The sequence below is a fragment of the Ferrimonas balearica genome (assembly GCF_019802085.1).
Lineage (GTDB): Bacteria > Pseudomonadota > Gammaproteobacteria > Enterobacterales > Shewanellaceae > Ferrimonas > Ferrimonas balearica_B.
On the sequence record NZ_JAHVHV010000001.1, the window covers coordinates 1,464,072 to 1,483,353 of the forward strand.

Annotated in this window: 20 protein-coding genes; 8 read left to right on the plus strand and 12 right to left on the minus strand. The window is 63.9% G+C overall.

Features of this window, described 5'->3' with window-relative positions:
* Positions 1-97: 97 nt before the first annotated feature.
* Both KUV81_RS06815 and KUV81_RS06820 read left to right on the plus strand, forming a co-directional pair.
* A complete protein-coding gene (locus KUV81_RS06815) occupies positions 98-2,824 on the plus strand; it encodes a hypothetical protein (protein WP_222543082.1) in 2,727 nt (908 codons plus the stop codon).
* 99 nt (positions 2,825-2,923) lie between these two features.
* Entirely contained in the window at positions 2,924-5,563 is a 2,640-nt protein-coding gene (locus tag KUV81_RS06820; RefSeq protein ID WP_222543083.1) for a TonB-dependent receptor domain-containing protein, read from the plus strand.
* Between the two features lie 267 nt (positions 5,564-5,830).
* On the opposite strand, the gene KUV81_RS06825 is transcribed toward KUV81_RS06820, so the two are convergent.
* Complete coding sequence (locus KUV81_RS06825; RefSeq protein ID WP_222543084.1) at positions 5,831-6,847, minus strand: DUF2235 domain-containing protein; 1,017 nt, start codon at positions 6,845-6,847, stop codon at positions 5,831-5,833.
* Between the two features lie 241 nt (positions 6,848-7,088).
* Between KUV81_RS06825 and KUV81_RS06830 the strand changes: the two genes are divergently transcribed.
* Positions 7,089-7,946 (plus strand): neutral zinc metallopeptidase, encoded by an 858-nt coding sequence (locus KUV81_RS06830; RefSeq protein WP_222543085.1) that lies wholly within the window; start codon positions 7,089-7,091, stop codon positions 7,944-7,946.
* A gap of 344 nt (positions 7,947-8,290) precedes the next feature.
* On the opposite strand, the gene nrfA is transcribed toward KUV81_RS06830, so the two are convergent.
* Complete coding sequence (gene nrfA, locus KUV81_RS06835) at positions 8,291-9,655, minus strand: ammonia-forming cytochrome c nitrite reductase (RefSeq protein ID WP_222543086.1); 1,365 nt, start codon at positions 9,653-9,655, stop codon at positions 8,291-8,293.
* Between the two features lie 209 nt (positions 9,656-9,864).
* Between nrfA and KUV81_RS06840 the strand changes: the two genes are divergently transcribed.
* Entirely contained in the window at positions 9,865-10,161 is a 297-nt protein-coding gene (locus KUV81_RS06840) for a GIY-YIG nuclease family protein (RefSeq protein WP_222543087.1), read from the plus strand.
* On the opposite strand, the gene KUV81_RS06845 is transcribed toward KUV81_RS06840, so the two are convergent.
* From KUV81_RS06845 to KUV81_RS06865, 5 genes are all read right to left on the minus strand, one after another.
* Entirely contained in the window at positions 10,127-10,612 is a 486-nt protein-coding gene (locus tag KUV81_RS06845) for a GNAT family N-acetyltransferase (RefSeq protein WP_222543088.1), read from the minus strand. The genes KUV81_RS06840 and KUV81_RS06845 overlap by 35 nt on opposite strands.
* A 103-nt stretch (positions 10,613-10,715) precedes the next feature.
* Positions 10,716-10,892 carry a hypothetical protein gene (locus KUV81_RS06850; RefSeq protein WP_222543089.1) on the minus strand — a complete coding sequence of 59 codons (177 nt, stop codon included), beginning with the start codon at positions 10,890-10,892 and terminating at the stop codon, positions 10,716-10,718.
* Positions 10,893-10,906: 14 nt separating this feature from the next.
* Entirely contained in the window at positions 10,907-11,839 is a 933-nt protein-coding gene (locus KUV81_RS06855; protein ID WP_222543090.1) for a lauroyl-Kdo(2)-lipid IV(A) myristoyltransferase, read from the minus strand.
* Positions 11,840-11,979: 140 nt separating this feature from the next.
* Positions 11,980-12,960: a lauroyl-Kdo(2)-lipid IV(A) myristoyltransferase gene (gene lpxM, locus KUV81_RS06860; protein WP_222543091.1), complete on the minus strand. Its 981-nt coding sequence runs from the start codon at positions 12,958-12,960 to the stop codon at positions 11,980-11,982.
* 113 nt (positions 12,961-13,073) lie between these two features.
* On the minus strand, positions 13,074-13,496 hold the full coding sequence (locus KUV81_RS06865) for an OsmC family protein (protein ID WP_222543092.1): 423 nt from the start codon (positions 13,494-13,496) through the stop codon (positions 13,074-13,076).
* A gap of 133 nt (positions 13,497-13,629) precedes the next feature.
* On the opposite strand from KUV81_RS06865, the gene KUV81_RS06870 reads away from it, so the two are divergent.
* Positions 13,630-14,055 carry a nucleotide triphosphate diphosphatase NUDT15 gene (locus tag KUV81_RS06870; protein ID WP_222543093.1) on the plus strand — a complete coding sequence of 142 codons (426 nt, stop codon included), beginning with the start codon at positions 13,630-13,632 and terminating at the stop codon, positions 14,053-14,055.
* Between the two features lie 110 nt (positions 14,056-14,165).
* On the plus strand, positions 14,166-14,999 hold the full coding sequence (locus KUV81_RS06875) for an alpha/beta fold hydrolase (protein WP_222543094.1): 834 nt from the start codon (positions 14,166-14,168) through the stop codon (positions 14,997-14,999).
* Between the two features lie 5 nt (positions 15,000-15,004).
* On the opposite strand, the gene KUV81_RS06880 is transcribed toward KUV81_RS06875, so the two are convergent.
* From KUV81_RS06880 to KUV81_RS06890, 3 genes are read right to left on the minus strand one after another with little or no spacing between them, the layout of a single operon-like run.
* Entirely contained in the window at positions 15,005-15,340 is a 336-nt protein-coding gene (locus tag KUV81_RS06880; protein ID WP_222543095.1) for a TraR/DksA family transcriptional regulator, read from the minus strand.
* Positions 15,341-15,387: 47 nt separating this feature from the next.
* Positions 15,388-16,128 (minus strand): M15 family metallopeptidase, encoded by a 741-nt coding sequence (locus KUV81_RS06885; RefSeq protein ID WP_222543096.1) that lies wholly within the window; start codon positions 16,126-16,128, stop codon positions 15,388-15,390.
* A complete protein-coding gene (locus tag KUV81_RS06890; RefSeq protein WP_222543097.1) occupies positions 16,125-16,628 on the minus strand; it encodes a GNAT family N-acetyltransferase in 504 nt (167 codons plus the stop codon). Before KUV81_RS06890 ends, KUV81_RS06885 begins: the two co-directional genes overlap by 4 nt.
* A 176-nt stretch (positions 16,629-16,804) precedes the next feature.
* On the opposite strand from KUV81_RS06890, the gene KUV81_RS06895 reads away from it, so the two are divergent.
* Complete coding sequence (locus KUV81_RS06895) at positions 16,805-17,185, plus strand: septal ring lytic transglycosylase RlpA family protein (RefSeq protein WP_222543098.1); 381 nt, start codon at positions 16,805-16,807, stop codon at positions 17,183-17,185.
* A gap of 21 nt (positions 17,186-17,206) precedes the next feature.
* On the opposite strand, the gene KUV81_RS06900 is transcribed toward KUV81_RS06895, so the two are convergent.
* Together KUV81_RS06900 and KUV81_RS06905 are read right to left on the minus strand one after the other, a co-directional pair.
* Positions 17,207-17,734, minus strand: a complete 528-nt coding sequence (locus tag KUV81_RS06900; protein ID WP_222543099.1) for a hypothetical protein — start codon at positions 17,732-17,734, stop codon at positions 17,207-17,209.
* Positions 17,735-17,740: 6 nt separating this feature from the next.
* Positions 17,741-18,571: a class D sortase gene (locus KUV81_RS06905; RefSeq protein ID WP_222543100.1), complete on the minus strand. Its 831-nt coding sequence runs from the start codon at positions 18,569-18,571 to the stop codon at positions 17,741-17,743.
* Between the two features lie 233 nt (positions 18,572-18,804).
* Here KUV81_RS06905 and KUV81_RS06910 point away from each other — a divergent pair, with 233 nt between their 5' ends.
* The gene (locus KUV81_RS06910) at positions 18,805-19,275 is read left to right on the plus strand and encodes an NlpC/P60 family protein (RefSeq protein WP_222543101.1); all 471 of its coding nucleotides are present in this window, start codon (positions 18,805-18,807) and stop codon (positions 19,273-19,275) included.
* The last annotated feature ends 7 nt before the right edge of the window (positions 19,276-19,282 follow it).

A 19,282-nucleotide genomic window follows, 5' to 3' on the forward strand; every position in this document is an offset into this window, starting at 1 on the left:
TCTGGCGCAAAAACAGTTAACTTTTCTGAAACATTCCGCAACTACCTTGCAACGCCATCCACAACACAACAATAGCGTTCCCCTTGCGGAGACCTTCATGAAACTCAAAAAACTGTTCCCTCTGAGCGCCCTGGCGTCGGCTCTGGTTCTGGCTGGCTGTGGCGGTGACATCAACATCAACACCGGCGGTGACGACACCCCCGTGGCCCCCACCCCGCCGCCCACCGAAGGCCCCTCCCCGACCGAGGAAGCCTACGGTGACTTCGCCAACCGCAGCACCAACATCGCCTCCGTCGACGGCAAAGAGGTCTGGACCCTGTCCGGCACCCTGTCCGGTGACATCGCCCTGGGCAACGACGTGGTGTGGGAACTGACCGGCGCCGTTATCGTCGGTGGCGACAATGAGAACAGCGGCGTGCTGACCATTGCCGAAGGCACCAAGGTGCTGGGCAACAGCAACTCCTACCTGGTGGTCTCCCGCGGCTCTCAGATTGAAGCGGTGGGCAGCGCCGATGCCCCCATCGTCTTCACCTCCGTCGAGGCGGGCCTGGGCCTGTCCACCGACCGCGGTCAGTGGGGTGGCCTGGTGCTGCTCGGCAACGCCCCGGTCAACACCTGTGCCGACCTGTCCGCCTGTGACGTCTCCTTCGAGGTGGGCAACCACCTGTTCGGGGGCGATCAGCAGGACGACAACTCCGGTACCCTCAAGTACGTACGGGTTGAGAACGGTGGCTTTAAGCTGAACGACACCCAGGAGATGAACGGCATCAGCTTCGGCGGCGTCGGCGCCGGCACCACCGTGGACTACATCCAGGTGGACATGAACGACGATGACGGCATCGAGTTCTGGGGCGGTACCGTCAACGTGTCCCACGTGGTGCTGACCGGCAACAACGACGACTCCCTGGACTGGACCAACGGCTGGACCGGCGCCGGCCAGTTCATCTACATCCAGACCGAAGACGACAACGGCAACCGCGGCATCGAAGCGGACAGCTCCAAGTCTGACCCCCTGGGCCTGCCCATGTCCCAGCCGGTGCTGGCCAACGTCACCCTGAACCTGGGCGGCGGCACCAACGGTGATGGCGACGACGCCGAAGGGATCCTGTTCCGCGTGGCCACCGGCGCGCACCTGTACAGCACCCTGGTCAAGGGCAGCCTGACCACCGGTGAGTGTCTGGAGATCAACGGTGCCGACACCGTGGCCAACGCCCAAGCGGGCGACCTGACCATCCAGAACAGCCTCATCGACTGTGTCGAGCCGTTCAAAAACCCGAAGGACGACGCCGACAACGTGCTGCTGGACGTGGAAGCCTGGTTTATGGGTCAGGACGGCAACCTGGTGGGCTCCGCCGACCTGGACGGTTACCTGCCCAACGCCTCCTCCCCGGCTCTGGGCAACGGCACCGCCAACCTGGCCAATATTGACAGCCGCCTGATGGACACCGACTACATCGGTGCCTTCGACGGGGCCAACGACTGGACCCAGGGCTGGACCATCGGTCTGCACGATGACGACGCCCCGGTGGCCGAACTGCAGCCGCTCAGCAGCTGCCCGGTAGGCACCGTCAACGACGCCGCCACCGCCGCCCTGATCGACGGCACCGATCTGGTGTGCACCCTCTCCGGTAACGTCACCCAAAACGTGACCCTGCTGGCCGGCACCAACGTCTGGTACAAGCTGGCCGAAGGCGCGGTGGTGGTTGGCGGTGACAACCAGAACGCCGCCACCCTGGCCATCGAGGCCGGCGCCAACATCTTCGGCGACGGCGGCAGCTACCTGGTGGTCTCCCGCGGCTCCAAGATCATGGCCAAGGGCAACGAGATGCACCCCATCACCTTCACCTCCGAAGAGGACGCCCTCGGCCTGCCGGTCGACCGCGGCCAGTGGGGTGGCCTGGTGCTGCTGGGCAACGCCGAGGTCAACACCTGCCCGGACAAGAACGACTGCAACGTCTCCTTCGAAGTGGGCAACCACCTGTTCGGCGGCAACAACAACGCCGACTCCAGCGGTGAACTGAGCCACGTGGTGGTCAAGTACGGCGGCTTCAAGCTGAACGACACCCAGGAGATGAACGGCATCAGCTTCGGTGGTGTGGGTTCCGGCACCCTGGTGGAGTACATCCAGGTGCACGGCAACGACGACGACGGCGTGGAGTTCTGGGGCGGCAGCGTCAACCTCAAGTACGTCTACCTGACCGACAACAACGACGACTCCCTGGACTGGACCAACGGCTGGACCGGTAAAGCCCAGTACGTCTACATCCAGCATGAGGACAACCGGGCCAACCGCGGCATCGAGGCGGACAGCTCCAAGTCCGACCCCCTGGGCCTGCCCTACTCCGATCCGCTGCTGTCCAACGTCACCATCGAGGTGGGCGCCGCCACCAACGGTGACGGCGACGATGCCGAAGGGATCCTGCTGCGTGTCGCCACCCGCGCCCGTCTGCACAACGTGCTGGTCAAGGGTCAGGCGACCTCCGGCGAGTGTCTTGAGATCAACGACGCCGGCACCGAAGCCAACGCCGCCGACGGCTCCCTGGTGATGACCCACAGCCTGATCGACTGCGTCGAGGCGGTGAAGAACAGCGATAGCTTCGACACCAGCGCCTGGTTCCTGGGGCAAGAGGGCAACCAGGTCTTCACCGGCGCCGAGTTCGGCACCCTGGTGCTGACCAATGGCCAGCCCGCCTCCGACTCCGCGGCCCTGGGCAGCGGTAAGGACATGAGCCTGGAAGACAGCTTCTTCGACGCCACCGACTACATCGGCGCCTTCGACGGCAGCAACGACTGGACCCAGAACTGGACCTTCTCCGCCCAGTGATCCTCGCGTGGGCGGCCATGCCGCCCGCCGATGCCAGCGTGACAGCCGGCCTGCTGACTCTAGGCAGGCCGGTGCTTTACCCAACAAGGATTGAGACCTATGAAACCCCAATTCACCACCAGCCCCATCAGCCGCAGTGTGGCGTTTGCCTTGGGTCTGGCCAGCCTGGTGTCCACCCACGCGGTGGCCGAAGAGCAGGACGACCAGAGCGCTCAGGGCGAAGTGGAACGCATCGCCGTGGTGGGCCGCCTGCAGCGGGTCGCGTCTGAGGTGATCGAAGAGCGTCGTGAGATGCCCTACGTGGCCGACCTGATGGGCGCCGAACAGATTGGGCGCACCGGCGACAGCGACGCTGCCGCGGCCCTGCGCCGGGTGACCGGCCTGACCCTGCGTGACGGCAAGTTCATCTACGTACGCGGTCTGGGTGAGCGCTACTCCAGCACCTCCTTGAACGGTGCCCAGGTACCGACCCCGGATCCCACCCGTTCGGTGATCCCCCTGGACCTCTTCCCGGCCTCCATCATCGAGTCCCTATCGGTCCAAAAAGCGGCCTCCCCCTCCAGCCCCGCGACCTTCGGCGGCGGACACGTGGACATCCGCACCAAATCCATCCCCATGGACTTCTTCTTCAAGTTCTCCATTGGCGCCCAGTACAACACCAACGCCAGTGACGACCGCCTGATGTACAACGGCGGCGAAGAGGACTGGATGGGTCGCGACGACGACAGCCGCGCCCTGCCCCAAAGCATCCTGGATGCCTATCGCACCTACGGCGGGATCTCCGTCACCGACATCTTCGCGGTGGTGGGCGATGCCCAGCAAGCGGTGGCCATCAACCGGGGTCTGGCCCTGGACATGAACCGGGACATGACCCTCCACGAGAAAAGCAGCTACCCGGGTTACCGTGGCAGCTTGAGCTTTGGCAATCAGTTTGACTTGGACGACAACGGTGACTGGCGTTTCGGCTTCGTGGCCGGCACCTACTACAAGGATCAGACCGACAACTACACCCAGCGCGACGCCGAGCTTGTCAACAACCAGGGCGACAAGAGCGCCACCTCAGAGATCCGCGGTAGCGAGCACCAGACCCAGGTCTCCGGCATGTGGAACATGGGCCTGGAGTGGACGGACGATCACAAGCTTGAGACCTTCACCACCTACCTGAGCGACACCGTGGACGACGTCAGCATCGCCCTCGAGGAGACTCTGGACACCATCAACGAAGACCGGGCCCTGGAGCGCTACGACATCGATTTCGAAGAGCGCACCCTACGCTCCAACCAGATCCGCGGCCAGCACTTCTTCCCTTACCTGTGGGACCTGCAGGCCAACTGGCAGTACACCGACGCCCGTGCCCGCCGCTACGCGCCCAACGAGCTGCGTTACACCTACAACGTGGTGGAGGATGAGAACGGCGAGATCGTCTCCCGTCAGATCACCAAGCGGGGCGATACCGCCGTGTACCGCTACAGCGACCTGGTGGACGACACCGAGAACTACGGTTTCGACCTGGCGCTGCCGCTGCTGCTGGGGGACGCGGAGCTGACCCTCAAGGGGGGCTACGAGTATTTCGAGCGGGCCCGTAACGCCAACAGCTACCGGCTCTCCTACGACACCTCGCGCTACGACAACCGCAACATCACCGGTGACTTCAACACCGTGTTCAGCGACGCCAACATCCTGGATGATCTAAATGGCTTTGCCCTGCTGGACACCGCGTCCGAGACCGACGACTACGTGGCCGCCCAGATGATCGACGCCGGTTTCGGTGAGTTCGATCTCAACTGGGCCGATCAATTCCGTCTGACCGGTGGCGTGCGCTACGAGGATTTCCGCCAGGCGGTGCTGCCCCTGACCAGCGACGGTGAGATCTCCGACGAGGGGGGCCGCAACAGCATCGAGGACTACGTCACCGCCGAGGACGGCTGGTACCCCTCCCTGTCCGCCACCTGGATGATGAACGACGAGATGCAGCTGCGGGCCGCGTTCAGCAAAACCCTGGTGCGCCCGGACCTGCGGGAGGTGGCCCCGGTGCGCTTCCAGGACCCGGTGACCGGCTTTGACATGATCGGCAACGCCGATCTGGAAAGCTCCGACATCCTCAGCTACGACCTGCGCTGGGAGTGGTACATGGAGAGCGGCTCCAACCTCAGTGTGGGCGCCTTCTACAAAGATCTGGACGCCCCCATCGAGGCGGTCCAGCTCATCACCGAGCAGGACACGTTGCTGGGCTTTCAGAACGCCGAGAACGGCGAGATCTACGGCCTGGAGACCGAGTTCCATCAGGAGTTGGGCTTTATCGACCGCAGCTCCAGCTTCTGGGATGGATTGTTCCTGGCCGGTAACCTCACCCTGAGCGACTCCGAGATCACCATCAAACCCTCGGGCAATATCGATCCGACCAACACCAAGCGTCGCATGACCGGCCACTCCGAGTGGGTTGCCAACCTGCAGCTGAGCTTCGACTCCCCCGACGAGGTGCACAGCATGACCCTGGTGTACAACGTGTTCGGTGAGCGCATCGCCTACGCCGGCAGCGCCGGTCTGGACGACGTGTACGAGCAGCCGTTCCACTCACTGGATTTCACTTACAGCGTCTATCCGCTGGAGATGATGGCGGTGAAGTTCAAGGCCAAGAACATCCTGGCTGAGGACGCGGAATACACCCAAGCGGGCAACGAGGTGCTCTGGAAGGACTCCGGCACCGAGTACACCCTCACCCTGGCGTTCGACTTCTGATGCCAGCCCCGCCGGCTTAGGCCGGCGGGGACACCGCAATGGCGAGGATTTGCCCTATCGAGTCCTGGCCAATGCCGTGTCCTAAAACCCAGACGGCAGCCCGGGGTCTCATCCCCGGCACCCTGTTCCGCTCCCGCAAGGTCTTCAGCATCGCAAGGTGCAGCGGCCCGCGGGCCCAATCAGCAAACACCCCAAGGGCTTTTCCTTGTTGGTCCGAGGGGTGTGGGTCCAAAGGTCGCGAAGGGTTCAGCCTTGCGGGAGCGAGCCCTACTCCTCCAGCACGCCCCAGTCCCCCAGGGCGATGCGCGCTTCCAGGCTCTGTGGTTGATATCCAAGGCCCAGGTGGCGCTGCTTGACGCTGACGTGCAGCCGATGCGCAGACTCCAGGGCGCGCTGATGCTCCCCCAACAGGCGATAGAAGCCGTTGTACTCCTCGTGCTGGGGGGCCAGGGGATCCTCATCCAGGTGGGCGAACAGGTGGCTCTCCACCTCCAGACCCGCCTTTTGCGCTTCCCGGGCCATCCAGCCCAGGGGGATGTCCGACAGTCGCCCGGCGCCGGGCGGCCGGTGATAGCCCCCGCCGACGTCGCTGTGCACCCCGGCAAACCAGACCTGTTTGAGGTCTACGCCCTCCTTGGGCTCCCACAGGGCCGGGGCGAAGTCCTTGCGCCGTTCATCCAGCGACAGGGCGTGGCGGGCCACCTCGACGTTGGGCCCAAGCTCGGTGTCGTGGAACAGGTGCTGCTCATTGAGCCAGCCCAGCATCCGCAATGGCACCCCAAGCGCCCCCACGGTGTCAAAGGCCCCCAAAAAGCGCACCCGCACCTCCTCCTTCACCGCGTAGTGGGAGCGAAACAGCATGGCCCGCGGGTCCTGGGGATGGGTGTTGCGATCCTTGTAAAGCTCAAAGGCATCGACGATGCGGTTGGCGTGGATCCGCTGCAGCACCCCGCAGTTGTAGATAAGGCCTGCGAGGCTGCGCACCGTGTAGGCGCCCCGGCTGAAGCCGAACAGGTAGAGGTGATCCCCCGGATCGTAGTTTTGGACGATAAAGCGGTAGGCGTCGACGATGTTCTTGTTCAGCCCGCGACCAAAGGCGCCGCCGGTCAGAGGCTGGCCATCGGCACCGACGCCCCAGTCGTAGAACACCACCTGGGCGTTGCCCTGGCCATCCTGGGGGGCGACCGCCCGGGACAGCTTGAGAACGTTGGTGGCGGTATCCAGCGCGCTGTCCGCCTCCGGGCCGTTCCAGGTGCCGTCGGCGCAGATCACGATATTCTTCATTACCATCCCTAGTCTTTGTCTCTCTCGCGACCCACCAATATAAACAAGGATTTGCGCATTAAAAGCCCCCTGGACTGAACTGAGACAATTTGTGACAAAGGCGGCCGAAAATGCATCGCCAAGGTGATAAAAACTCGCCAATGACTGGTGGGCATCCCGCCGAACACGCCCCGGGCTTTTTCCCCCGCCGCCCCGGCGGCTGACTAAACTTGAGCAGTCACCGCCGCAGGAGGAGCCGCCGATGCGCTGGCGCGGACAACGACGAAGCAGCAATATCGATGACCGGCGTCAGCAAGGACGCCGCCCCATGGGGCTGCCCCTGCCCCGGGGCAAGGGGGGGCTTATCGGGATCCTGGTGGTGCTGGCCGGCCTCTACTTCGGTCTGGACCCGGCGCTTCTGATGATGATGCTGGGAGGCGGTGGTGGGGGCGCGCCCACCACCGCGGTCTCCCCACAGGACGATGAGTTGGCGGAGATGACCGCCGTGGTGCTGGCGGACACCGAGACCTTCTGGCATCAGCAGTTCGCCGCCCAGGGGGGCCAATACATCGAGCCGACCCTGGTGCTCTACCGGGGCAGCACCGCCACCCACTGCGGCACCGGTCAGGCGGCCATGGGGCCCTTCTACTGCCCGGCGGACCAGCAGATCTACATCGATCTGAGCTTCTACGATGACCTGCGCCGTCAGCTGGGGGCGCCGGGGGATTTCGCCCAGGCCTACGTCATCGCCCACGAGGTGGGCCACCACGTCCAAACCCTGCTGGGTACTAGCGCCCGGGTCCGCGAGGCCCAACAGGGCCTCAGCCAGGCCGACGCCAACGCCCTGTCGGTGCGCCTGGAGCTGCAAGCGGACTGCTACGCCGGCGCCTGGGGGCACTACCTGGCCCAGCAACAGCGCCTGGAAAGCGGGGATCTGGAGGAGGCGCTCAACGCCGCCCAGGCCATCGGTGACGACCGTCTGCAACGCCGCGGTTCCGGCACCGTGGTGCCCGACAGCTTTACCCACGGCAGCTCCGCCCAGCGGCTTAAATGGTTCCAAAAAGGGATGGCCCGGGGGGATCCGGGGGATTGCGATACCTTTACCGTGGCCAACCCTTAGTCAGCCTGACTGGCCCCAACCCGCCGTTGCCGGGAGTGCCCCGGGGGGCACCAGAGGGGCGATGGCCCCTCTGGACTCCCCTTGCCTCCGCTGCGGCTGTTCCCTCGCTTTCGCCGCTTCCCGTTCAGCAATGACCAGACTTGCCTCCTGCTCGGCTGACACTCGTGCCTTCCCTGGTCCTCGACTTCACTCCCAGGCGTGCGCGCTCGGCGCCGCAAGTCGGCGAAGCTGGGTGTCTGCAGCCAGACACACTTCGGTGCTTCAGGCCCATATCCAATGGCGACCAGGTACAAAAAAGCCCGGCCTTTCGGCCGGGCAACATCACTGTGTGAGAGTGTTGGCGCTTAGCGGAGGTCGGTCTTCCACTCTTTCTTCACGCGCTCTTCGATGAACTCGGCCTTCTCGGCGTCCAGCTTGGCCTTGTCCCAGCCCACCACTTGCTGAGCGGCTTCTTTGGTGGCGATGTTCGGGATGGCGACCGGTTGGGCCACACCGTACTTATCCAGCACCTTCTTCAGCTCGGCTTGGGCTTTGAGGCCCAGCTCCTGAGCGGAGGCCAGCAGACGCAGGGCTTCGCTGGGGTTGTGGACGTGCACACCGTGGGAAGCGATGGCGAAGTCCCAGCGCCACTGAGCGTGACGGATGTGAGTCAGAGCCTGTTTCATCTCCTCCTCATTGGCACCCGCATCCCAGGCGGCACCGGCTTCGAAGTGGGCGCGAACGATGATCTCTTCGGCCTTCAGCTTCTCGGTGTTTACCGCTTCTTTGTTGGACTTGATCAGGGCTTCCATTTCAGCCTTGTCGTCGCCGTGACAGGAAGCACACACCGCTTCGTAGTTGTCACGCATTACGTTGCCCACGTTGTGCTGGGAGAACTTGCGACCCTGGTCGTTGGTGACCTTGGGCATGTGACAGTCGATACAGGTCACGTCCATCTCGGCGTGCACACTGGTGGCCCAGGTTTCGAACTCCGGGTGCTGCGCTTTGAGCATGGGCGCCTTGGAGATCTTGTGGGTCCAGTCGGCGAAACCGATGCTGTCAAAGTACTGCTCGGCCCCTTCGGCGGTGAAGCCGTTTTCCCAGGGGAAGCGCACGTTGTTGTGGTCGGTCTTGTCGAAGTAGTACTCCACGTGACACTGGGCACAGGTCTGGGCCGCTTTCATGGAGCGGGACTGCTCAGCAAAGGGCATGTCCACTTTTTCCAGGGCGCGCTCGGCGTAGGGACGGGACAGCGTCAGCTTGGGGGTGCCGGTCTCGTGACAGTCGGCACAGCCGATGGCGTTGCCCATCTCGTGGCCCCAGGCACCGAACTTCTTGTCGTTGAAGGCGCCTTCGCCCACTTCTTCGTACATGCGGGCCACGTCCGGAGACTTACAGGACCAGCAAGCGGCCGGCATCGGGCCGTCGGTGTCGCCCATGGGGCCACCGGTACGCAGGGTTTGGATCACGTCGGTCACGGCGTAGTAGTGGCCGCGAGCACGGTTGTAGTCTTTGGAGAAGCCGTAGCCAGCCCACAGCACCACCAGGTTCGGATCGTCCGCCAGCAGGTCGACCACTTCGCCGGTTTCAGCGGTGGTGGCCCAGGAGTTGTACTGGTTGGGGAACTTGGCTTTCCAAGCTTCGTTATCGGATTCAACAGGTTTGGCTACCGCGGTGCCACAGATCCCGGCAACAGCGACAGACAGAAGCAGTTTATTAATGGTTTTCATCATCATCCCTCTTCGCCGCGGGTAAATTGCGGCGGCAGGGTCAGATTAGGCAACCGGGCATACGGGGGGCATACCCCGTTGGGGGTAGTTGAAGGGTTATCGGAATGTGATCACACAGATTACGAGGAAAAGGGAAAAGTTCTTTCATTTTCCGCACTTTGAGCTGAGATCACGCACTGGTAGACTGGCCGGGATGAAAAAGGTTCCCCATGTCTGACTGGTTTCTCTACCTGGTGCGCACCCGTGCGGGCCACCTCTACACCGGCATCACCACCGACGTCGCCCGCCGCTTTGCTGAGCACCAGCAGGGCGCGCCCAAAGGGGCCCGAGCCCTTCGGGGCAAAGGCCCCCTCACCCTGGTCTACCACTGTCCGGTGGGCAATCGGGTGGAGGCCGCCAAAGCCGAGTGGCAGGTCAAGCGCTGGAGCAAGGCGCGCAAAGAGGCCCTGGTGGCCAGTCAGGCCCCCCTGCCTAGCGTTCAAGGGCGTACAGCACCCCATCCCTGAGGCCATCATCGAAGGGCACGGCCGCCTCGAAGCGATGCTCCAGGACAAAGCCCTGGCGGCGCAGTACCGTCACCGACCCGCGGTTTTGCGGCACACACAGCGCCACCAGGCGCTCAAACTCCAGCTCACCAAAGGCCCTCTGTACCAGCAGCCCCAGGGCCTGACTGGCCAGCCCCCGTCCCTCATACGCCTTGAGCAGCATAAAGCCCACCTCGGCGGTGGCCCGGCTCATGGGCAGGGTGCGCAATCCAACGATGCCAGCCCCGCCCTCAACGTCGATCACCCAGCAGCGCCAGTGGCTGTTACTGGGTTGCCAGGGTTTGAGCCGTTCGGCCATCAGTCGCGCCCGCTGTTCCGGCGACATCACCGGACCGATGAGCGCCATGCGCTCGGCACAGCCATAGAGGTTGTCAATTAGCGACCGGTCTTCGCCGCTCAGGGGACGTAACATCGCCCGCTCCTGTGATCAGACATAACTGCACCACCCCAGCCACGTTGGTGTGGGGGGCGGCGCGTTTCCTTGACTGGGCATAGCGGCCGAGGGGCCGGAATATTTAGGTCTTGCCGATAAACCAGACGATCTTGGCGCCCGCCGAGACCAGAAAGCCGACGGCCAGCAGGCAGGCGATGGCCACCATGCCCCCCACGGCTCGGCTGATCTCAGTCAGCAGCAACAGACCGGTTCCCAACAGCATCATGGCAATTCCCAGCCAGAACAACAGCGTTGTCATCCGTTTATCCATCCTTAGTAGAGTCTTCCTTCGCCCTCCGGGCGAGTTTTAAGCACCTTCAAAAACCACATGTATTGACCGCGGTGGCGGTCGATAAGCCGCTCCATCTGCTCGTTCAACAGCCGCGCCTCGGTGGGCTTGTCCACCCGCTCCAACACCAAAGGCGCGTCGATGCTGACCTCGATGGCCATCTTTTCCAGCCCCACGGTCAGGGGCAGTACCACGGCATCGGCGCAGTGGGCGATGCGGCTGATCACCGGCAGGGTCGCCTTCTGGGTGGCGAAGAAGGGGGCGAACTCGCTCTTGTCGGCACCGTGGTCCTGATCCGGCAGATAGAAGAAGCTGTAGCCCTGCTTGAGCTCACGGATCACCGCGGTCAGCCCGGCGTTGCGGTGGAACAGCTTGCCGCCGAAGCGGGCCCGCTGGCGGCAGGCCAGCCAGTTGAACACCGGGTTGCGATGGTGTTTGACCATTCCCAGCATCGGCAGCCCCGCCATGGAGAGGGCGGCGCCAGCGTACTCGATGCCGAACATATGGGGCACCAGGAACACCACAGGTTTGCCCTGGGCCTGGGCCGCTTTCACATGCTCCATGCCACTGAAGCGAATCTTGCTGGCCAGGTAATCCTTGTCGCGCACCGCCAGGGTGCCCATCCCCATCCCCACCATCAAGAAGGTGTAGAACAGCTCATCCAGCAGGGCGGCACGCTCGACGGCGGGCATATCGGGGTAGCAGGCGGCCAGGTTGGCCTTGGCGATGCGGGTGGGCTTTTTCAGTAGCGGCCGGAACAGCGGCACCGTGGCTTTGGCCACCCAGTGGCGCAGTCGAATCGGGGTGTAGGCCAGCACCACCAGGGCGCCAATGGCGATCCAGGCCCCCCAACAACGAGGGTGCAGCATGGTGGGGCAAAAATCGACCTGGTAACAGCGACGTACTTCGGATGTCATGGAGAATCCCTTCCCGAAACTTTTTCGTTATGGTTGTGTCCTGAAGGTTGCACTCACCTTAACTTAAACTGAACGTCCAGGGTAGCCCCCAGATACGCCAACGCCCGCAGCAGCGGGCGTTGTAGAGGGATTGACCGGGGTCAGGCCTTGGCCTTTTTGGCCTTGTCGTAAGCGGAATAGGGGCTGATCTCACCATCCGGGCGGCTCTTAAGCAGCTGCAATATCCACATGTACTGCTCGGGACAGGGGGAGATCAGCGCCTCCAGCTCCTCGTTCATCCGCCGAGCGTCGTAAGCCCGGTCCCCGGAGGGCAGGTCCCACATTGGCGGCCGGATGTGGCCCTCGAAGTAGCCGCTGGTGGGATCGTAGCTGGCCAGCATGGGCACCACCACGGCGCCGGTGGACTCGGTCATCCGGCCCAGTCCCGGCAGCGTGGCCTTATGAGTGGCGAAAAAGGGCACGTACTCGCTCTTTTTCATGCCGTGGTCCTGATCCGGCAAATAGTAGGCGCTGTGGCCTTCGCGGATGGCGGTCAAAAACTGTTTGATGCCGTCCTGGCGGGCAAACAACTTACCGCCGTAGCGGCTGCGTACCCGGCACATCAGCCAGTCCACCAGGGGGTTGGGATTGGGGTTCATCATGGTGGTCATGGGATAGCCGCGTTTGGCCAGCAGCACCCCGGGAAACTCGATGGCCCAGCTGTGGGGCACCATCAGGATCACCGGTTTGCCCGCCTCCAGCAGCGGCAAGAGGTGCTCCTCGCCCACCAGTCGCACCCGGCGCTCCAGGTAGTCTGGACTGCGCACCAGCAAGGTGGCGTAGGAGAGCAGCACCTGGGCGGCCCGCTGGTACATGGTGAGGATCACCCGCTCTTTCTTCTGCTCGCTCCAGTCGGGGAAGCAGAGCGTCAGGTTCACCAGGGCGTTGCGGTAACCCCGTTTGGCCAGCCGGGGTGCCAATCGGCCCAGACCGGCCCCCAGGGCATCCCGCAGACGGCGGGGCAGGAACGCCAGGGACGCCGCCAGGCCCACCGCCAACCAGACGCCCCAGTAACTGGGCGCCAAAAAGCGCCACCGGAACGGGGGTTGGTGCTGGATCTCAACGCTGGGCTGTTCACTCACAATCGCATTCACTCTCAGTCACATGCGGCGCCATGGGTTTCACTATAGGTGACCGATTTCACAGTAAAAAGGCGCCAAATAGGCGCCGTAGTCTAGCGAGTCGCTGGCCAAGTTCAAGCCTGATGGGTCACCACCGTGGCCCGCAGCAAGTTATCGTGAATGGGGCAGCGGTGGCACACCAGGTCGAAAAACGCCTGTTTCTCCTCGTCGCTCAGGGGAGCGTCGATGCGCGCCAGGGCGTCGATGGACTTGAAACCCACCGGATCTTCGGTGGGTTTGCCGGTCAGGCCCGCGGGGTTCAGCACGCCGGTGATCTCCACCTCGATGCCGCCCAGGGTGATCCCCTGCTCGCGGGCCACCATCTTGGCGATGGCGGAGAGGCAACCGGCCAGGGAGAACAGGAAAGTCTCCAGCGGGTTGGCGCCCTCATCGCCGCCGCTGGGCTGATCGATCACCAGGGTGTGCTTGCGCACCTGGGCGGTGACTTTCCAGCCGTCGGTCATGCGACTGGTGATCTTGTACTGCTTATCGGCCATGTTGCCTCCTTACATTAGATATGGCTGATATTCTGTCCTCCCCGACGTCCAAAGGCAAGTGACCCGGATCCGAATTTTGACATCCTGTTAGCCCTGGGCCATGCTGCCTCGCCCAGGTTCAGCGAGGCTCAGCATGACAGCGCCCAAGGTCGGCATCGGCATCATCATCCAGCGCCAGGACGGCAAGATCCTCATCGGCAAACGCCGGGGCAGTCACGCCCCCTACTGGTCGATCCCTGGGGGCCATCTTGAGCTGGGCGAGGGCTTCGAGGCCGCCGCCATCCGCGAGATTGAAGAGGAAACCGGCCTGCGCATTCGCGATCCTCAAGTGATCGCCGTGACCAACAACCTGCGTACCTTTGCCGAGGAGGGCAAGCACTACGTGTCAGTGTGCCTGCTGGCGGCCTTCCCCGGCGGCGAGGTGATCAACCGTGAACCGGACAAGTGCGAAGGATGGCGCTGGGTGGATCCCACCGCCCTGCCCCAGCCCCATTTCGACGCCAGCGAACAGTCGGTGGCCTGCTTTCTCGCCCGGGTGCCCTACCTGCAGCCAAGCTGAATCCAGGCTGTCGCCGGTCACACCCCCGCCAGTAAACTTTTTACCCGGCCACGGACAGGTGTTACCCTGCCGAGCAAACTGATTGAAGCTCAACCTGTTGGAGACGTCCTTTGAGTCACGCCCTGCTGCACCACAGAACCTTTGTCCATCCCGAACCCCGGGACTGGGTGGTGATGGTGCACGGCGCCGGCGGCAGCTCCAACATCTGGTTTAAGCAGCTCAAGGCCTACCGGGCCGAGTTCAACGTCCTGCTGCTCGACCTGCGTGGCCACGGCGCCAGCAAGGCGATAGTGAAAAACCTCATCGAGGGTCAGTACTGCTTCCGCTCCGTCACCAAGGACGTAGTGGAACTGCTGGATCACCTGAAGATCCGCTCCGCCCACTTTGTGGGGATCTCCCTGGGCACCATCATCATCCGCACCCTGGCGGAGCTGGAGCCCCAGCGCGTCAAAACCATGGTGCTGGGCGGCGCCGTCACCCGGCTGAACCGGTTCTCCCAGGTGCTGGTGCGTCTGGGCAATGCGCTTAAGAACGTGGTGCCCTACATGTGGCTCTACAAATTGTTCGCCTGGATCATCATGCCCAAGAAGGCCCAGGCCCCCTCCCGCCATCTCTTTGTCCGCGAGGCCCGTCGCCTGTGCCAAAAGGAGTTCAAGCGCTGGTTCCGCCTGGCGGCGGAAGTGAACCCGCTGATGCGCTACTTCAAGGAGAAGGAGCTGGCCATCCCCACCCTCTACATCATGGGCGAGAACGACCACATGTTCTTGAAGCCGGTGAAAGAGATGGCCCGCCACCACGCCAGCGCCGATCTGGCGGTGATCCAGGACTGCGGCCACGTCTGTAACGTGGAGAACGCCGACCGCTTTAACCGCCTCTCCCTGGCGTTTTTGAACCGCCACAGCCAAACCGTCGAGCCGCCACCGGCCAACGCGCCCGCCGCCTGAGCCTGCTACTGGTCGTGCTCGGCCTCCGGCAGCACCCGCAGCCGCTCTAGCGAAATGGGCTCACCGCTGCGCTCGCAAATTCCGTAACGTCCCTCGGCCATCTTGGCCAAGGCCCGCTCGATGCGCGCCAGGTTGGCTTGCTCCTGAGCGATGCGCCGCTCCGTCATCGCCCGCTGCGTCTCGTAAAACCCCCGCTCTGCCGCGTCGGCGTAACAGGGGGCCCGCCCCTTAAGATCCGCCAGCAACTCATCCAGGCTCTCTTGTACCGTCGCCCGCCGCTTCAGCAGCGCCCGTTTGAGCTCTTTGAGGGTGGCTTCGCTTAATCCCGTGTCCTGATTCATAACCGGTTCCCGTGCTGTGGCGCCGTGGATTTAGGGGATTGGACACCTCACTGCAGCGGAATGTCCAGGTACTGCTCCGGATAGGGCTCGTCCGCCAGGGTAAAGTGCCACCACTCCTTGTCGTAATTCACAAAGCCCTCGGACTCCATCAGCAGAAGCAGCAGGAGTCGATTGGCCCGGGCCTCGGGGCTGATGCCGGGGTTGGCGGTGTGGGAGCGCGGGTCGAAGCAGTCGTAGCCGCTGCCCATGGACAGGGAGGCGTGGGGCCCCGACTCCCCCATTCCCTGACGGCAGTCGGACAGCCCACCAGGCCGCTTCTCGCTGCCCTCGCCGCCATCGCTTCGTACCAGGGTCAGATCCACGGTGCTGCCGCGGCTGTGGCCGGAACGCTCGGCGATGTACCCCAGCTCGAACAGCCGGGCCTTCGCCACCTCGGGGTAGAACTGCAGTTTCATGGCGGTATCGCCCAGATCCTCGGCCCAGCGGACAAAGTGGTTGACCGCGCGCTGAGGCCGGTAGCAGTCGTACACCTTAAGGCTCAGACCGAAGCCCTCGGCCCGCATCTGGACCCGGGCCAGGGCCACGGCAGCCGGCACGCTTAACAGGCACCGGGGGCGTTCGTAACCGGTCACCACGGTGCCGACAAAATTGTTCTGCCCACCGTAGCGCAGCTCCTGCACTACGTGCGGGGCCACCGACGCCAAAGGCACCAGCGTCGGCGACACTTCGGAGTCCGCGGCCAAGGGCGCCGATAGGACCAGGGCGGCCCAGCCCAGAGTGCGCCTCATGGGCGCTCCAGTTTTTTGGCAAACCAGCAGTCGCACGCGGTATGGCCACTGTCCCCCCAGGGCTGTGCCAGGGGTTCAAAGCCGTTTTTGCGGTACAGGGCCTGAGCCGCGGTCATGGGACCAAAGGTTTCCAGGTAGCAGTGGCGATAGCCCGCTTCTGAGGCAAAGGGCAGCAGCGCGCTTATCAGCGCCTGGCCGACGCCTCGTCCCCGAGCGAGGGGGCCCAGGTACATCTTCTGCAGCTCGCAAACGGCATCCAGATGGCAGGCAAAGGGGGCAATACCTGCCCCGCCCACCAAAGTGCCCTCCAACTCGGCCACCAGGTAGCGGGCGCCGGGACCGGTGTACACCTGGCTGAGCCGGTCCAGCTCCGGATCCGCCCAGGCAAAACCTGGGCGGTTGGCCCCGTACTCCACCAGGGTCTGGCGAATAATGGCGGCAATGGCCCCGTCGTCTCTGGATTCGATGGGCCTCAGGTGCAGGGCGGCGCTTGACGTCATGGGGTTCCTTCCCGGATGTTGGGCTCAACAGGCTACCAACCTATCAGGTTGTCTTTGGACCGAAAAGTCGCCACTTGGACGCCAGGCGGTGAAGCACTGCACACCGGCCACGCGCGCCCCTGGCCTTCGGCGCCATCAGGGGCTATGGTGGCCCCCATTTTTTTGGAGGACTCCCAATGACACGCCGTTTGTTTATGGCCTTGATGGTTTTGTGGCTGGCCGGCTGCAGCAGTCTCAGCGACGATCTGCGCCAAGGGCGCGCCGGCACCACCGAGCAGGGCCTGGCGTCCTTTTACGCCGACAAATACCAGGGCCGCACCACCGCCAACGGCGAGCGCTTCGATCAGAACGCCATGACAGCGGCCCACAAAACCCTGCCCTTTGGCACCAAGGTGCGGGTCACCAACCTGGCCAACAACCGCAGCATCGTGGTGCGCATCAACGACCGTGGCCCCTTTGTCCGCGGCCGCATCATCGATCTCAGCCGCCACGGCTTTCGACAAATTGCCGATCTCAACCAGGGGCTGGTCGAGGTGCGCGTCGAGGTGCTGCCCTAAGGCAGCGCCTGACGGCCGGTTTTAGGCGCGGGTGTGGCGCCAGATCCCAAGAGCCGACCCCAGGGCCAGCATAAAGGCCCCCAGCGCACCCAGCAGGTACCAGTCCGAGGCGGTGTCCGGCAGGTAGGCCACCTCGGCCACCACCACCTCTTCCACCACGTACTCCACGTCAGACCGAGCCTTGGCCACCTCGAAGCGATCCTGCGGGACGTAGATGGTCATCTCGTAGCCCCGGGGCAGGACTTCCAACTCGACCTGGTCGTTCACCTTGACGTCTTTATCCACCTTGACGGTCAGACGCTCCTTGGTGCCGTCAACCTGGTGAATGTCCACGGTGATCTTGTTGCCCGGGTGGGCGCGCACAAAGTCCGCCACGATCTCCACCCGCTCCTCGCCGTCAATCTCCACCACCGCCTGACAGGCTTTCGCCGCCCCCGGGTAGGCGGCCAGCACATCCTGGTGCCACTGGATTTCACTGCAATCGGTGGCCTGGGCGGCCCCGGCAAACAACACCAGCATCATGGGCCACAGCCCTTTGAGTCGGTTCATCATCATCTACTCCTCAACCAGGTCCGGCTCGTCTGAGCGGACCGCTTTGACGATGTAGCGCTGAGGCGCGCTACCCAAAAAATGGAAGGGGTAACAGGTCACCAGGGTGAGCGCCGGCGCCGGTCCCGGAGCCAGCACGGACACTGCATCGGGTTCTACGATTTCGGTGGCGTCCACCTCGAAACGATGTTGTTGTCCCTGGGCATCGGTCACCCAGAGCGCATCGCCCCGTTCTAGCTCACCGAGCCGTCGGAAGAACCCGTCTCTGTGGCCGGCCAGGGCCAAGTTGCCCTCGCCGTCCCACCGGCCGCCGTTGGGGATCCGCCCCACCCCCTTGTTAAGCAGTCGCTCCGCCAGGCCATCGAACACCGGCACCACCAGATCGATCCCCGGGATCTCAAGCAATGCCCGGGGCTGGGTGTTGTCCAGTTGCGAGGCCCGCTGATACCCGGCGCGGCGGCTCTCGGACCAGCGACTGGCCTCCGGCAGCAGGCCACTCTCGCCACCGGGGCTGGCCAGGGGCGTGGTCAGGTAGAGCGGTGAGGGGGTTTGGGGCGGCGGGGCTTCGACGTGTGCCGGGGGCGGTTCAGGCGATGCTGTCGGCGCTTGGGGAGCCAACTCAGGGGAGACGGGGGTTATCGGGGCTGGCTGCAACCAGGTGGTGCGGATAACCGGCCCCAGGGCGGCGGCTGCGGGGGCCTCGGGGACGCTGAGCTGCTGTTCAAACTGTTCCAGCGCCTGCTGATAGCCATGGTGGGCGTGCCAACGAGACAGCCCGAACACCCCCACCATCAGGGCGCCCGCCAGCAAACAGACCCGCTCCAACCACTTCAACAAGGGAACCACTCCTCGGCTGCTCACCTGGACGTGCGTGCGTCACGTCCTGACAAGGTGTAGTACAGCCTGGGCCGAACACCCAACTGGCGGAGTGGGAATTGCCCCTTGGCCATCCACTTCATCGCTGGGCAATTAATCGGCGAACGGTTCCCATGGGGTGGGTATTTGAGAGGTGGGCCGTTGCCATGGCATCCCGAGGGCCGCTAGGCTGGCCACAAAAAAGAAGTCCTGTTATGTCCATTCGTACCCTGCCACTGCTCGCCGCATTGCTGCTCGGCGGCTGCGCCCAGTCCCCGGCGCCCAGCGAAACCTCAATGCCTCAAAGCAACGGTACCCAAACCGTGCAGGCGGCGCTGAAGCAGCAATACGCCGCCTGGGCCGGGGTGCCCCACCGCTGGGGTGGCAACAGCCGCCGTGGCGTGGACTGCTCCGGCCTGGTGCAGTTGACCTACCAGAGCCATTTCAACCGCGCCCTGCCCCGCACCACGGCGCAACAGGTTCAGGAGGGACAACCGGTCGCCCGGGAACGCGTTCAGGCCGGGGATCTGGTGTTTTTCAAGACCGGCGCCAATCAGCGTCACGTGGGGATGATGGTGGATAGCGAACGCTTCCTGCACGCCTCGACCAGCAAAGGGGTGATCCTGTCGCGCCTGGATAACCCCTACTGGTCGGCCCGCTACTGGCAGGCCCGCCGGGTGCTCTGACCGTCCT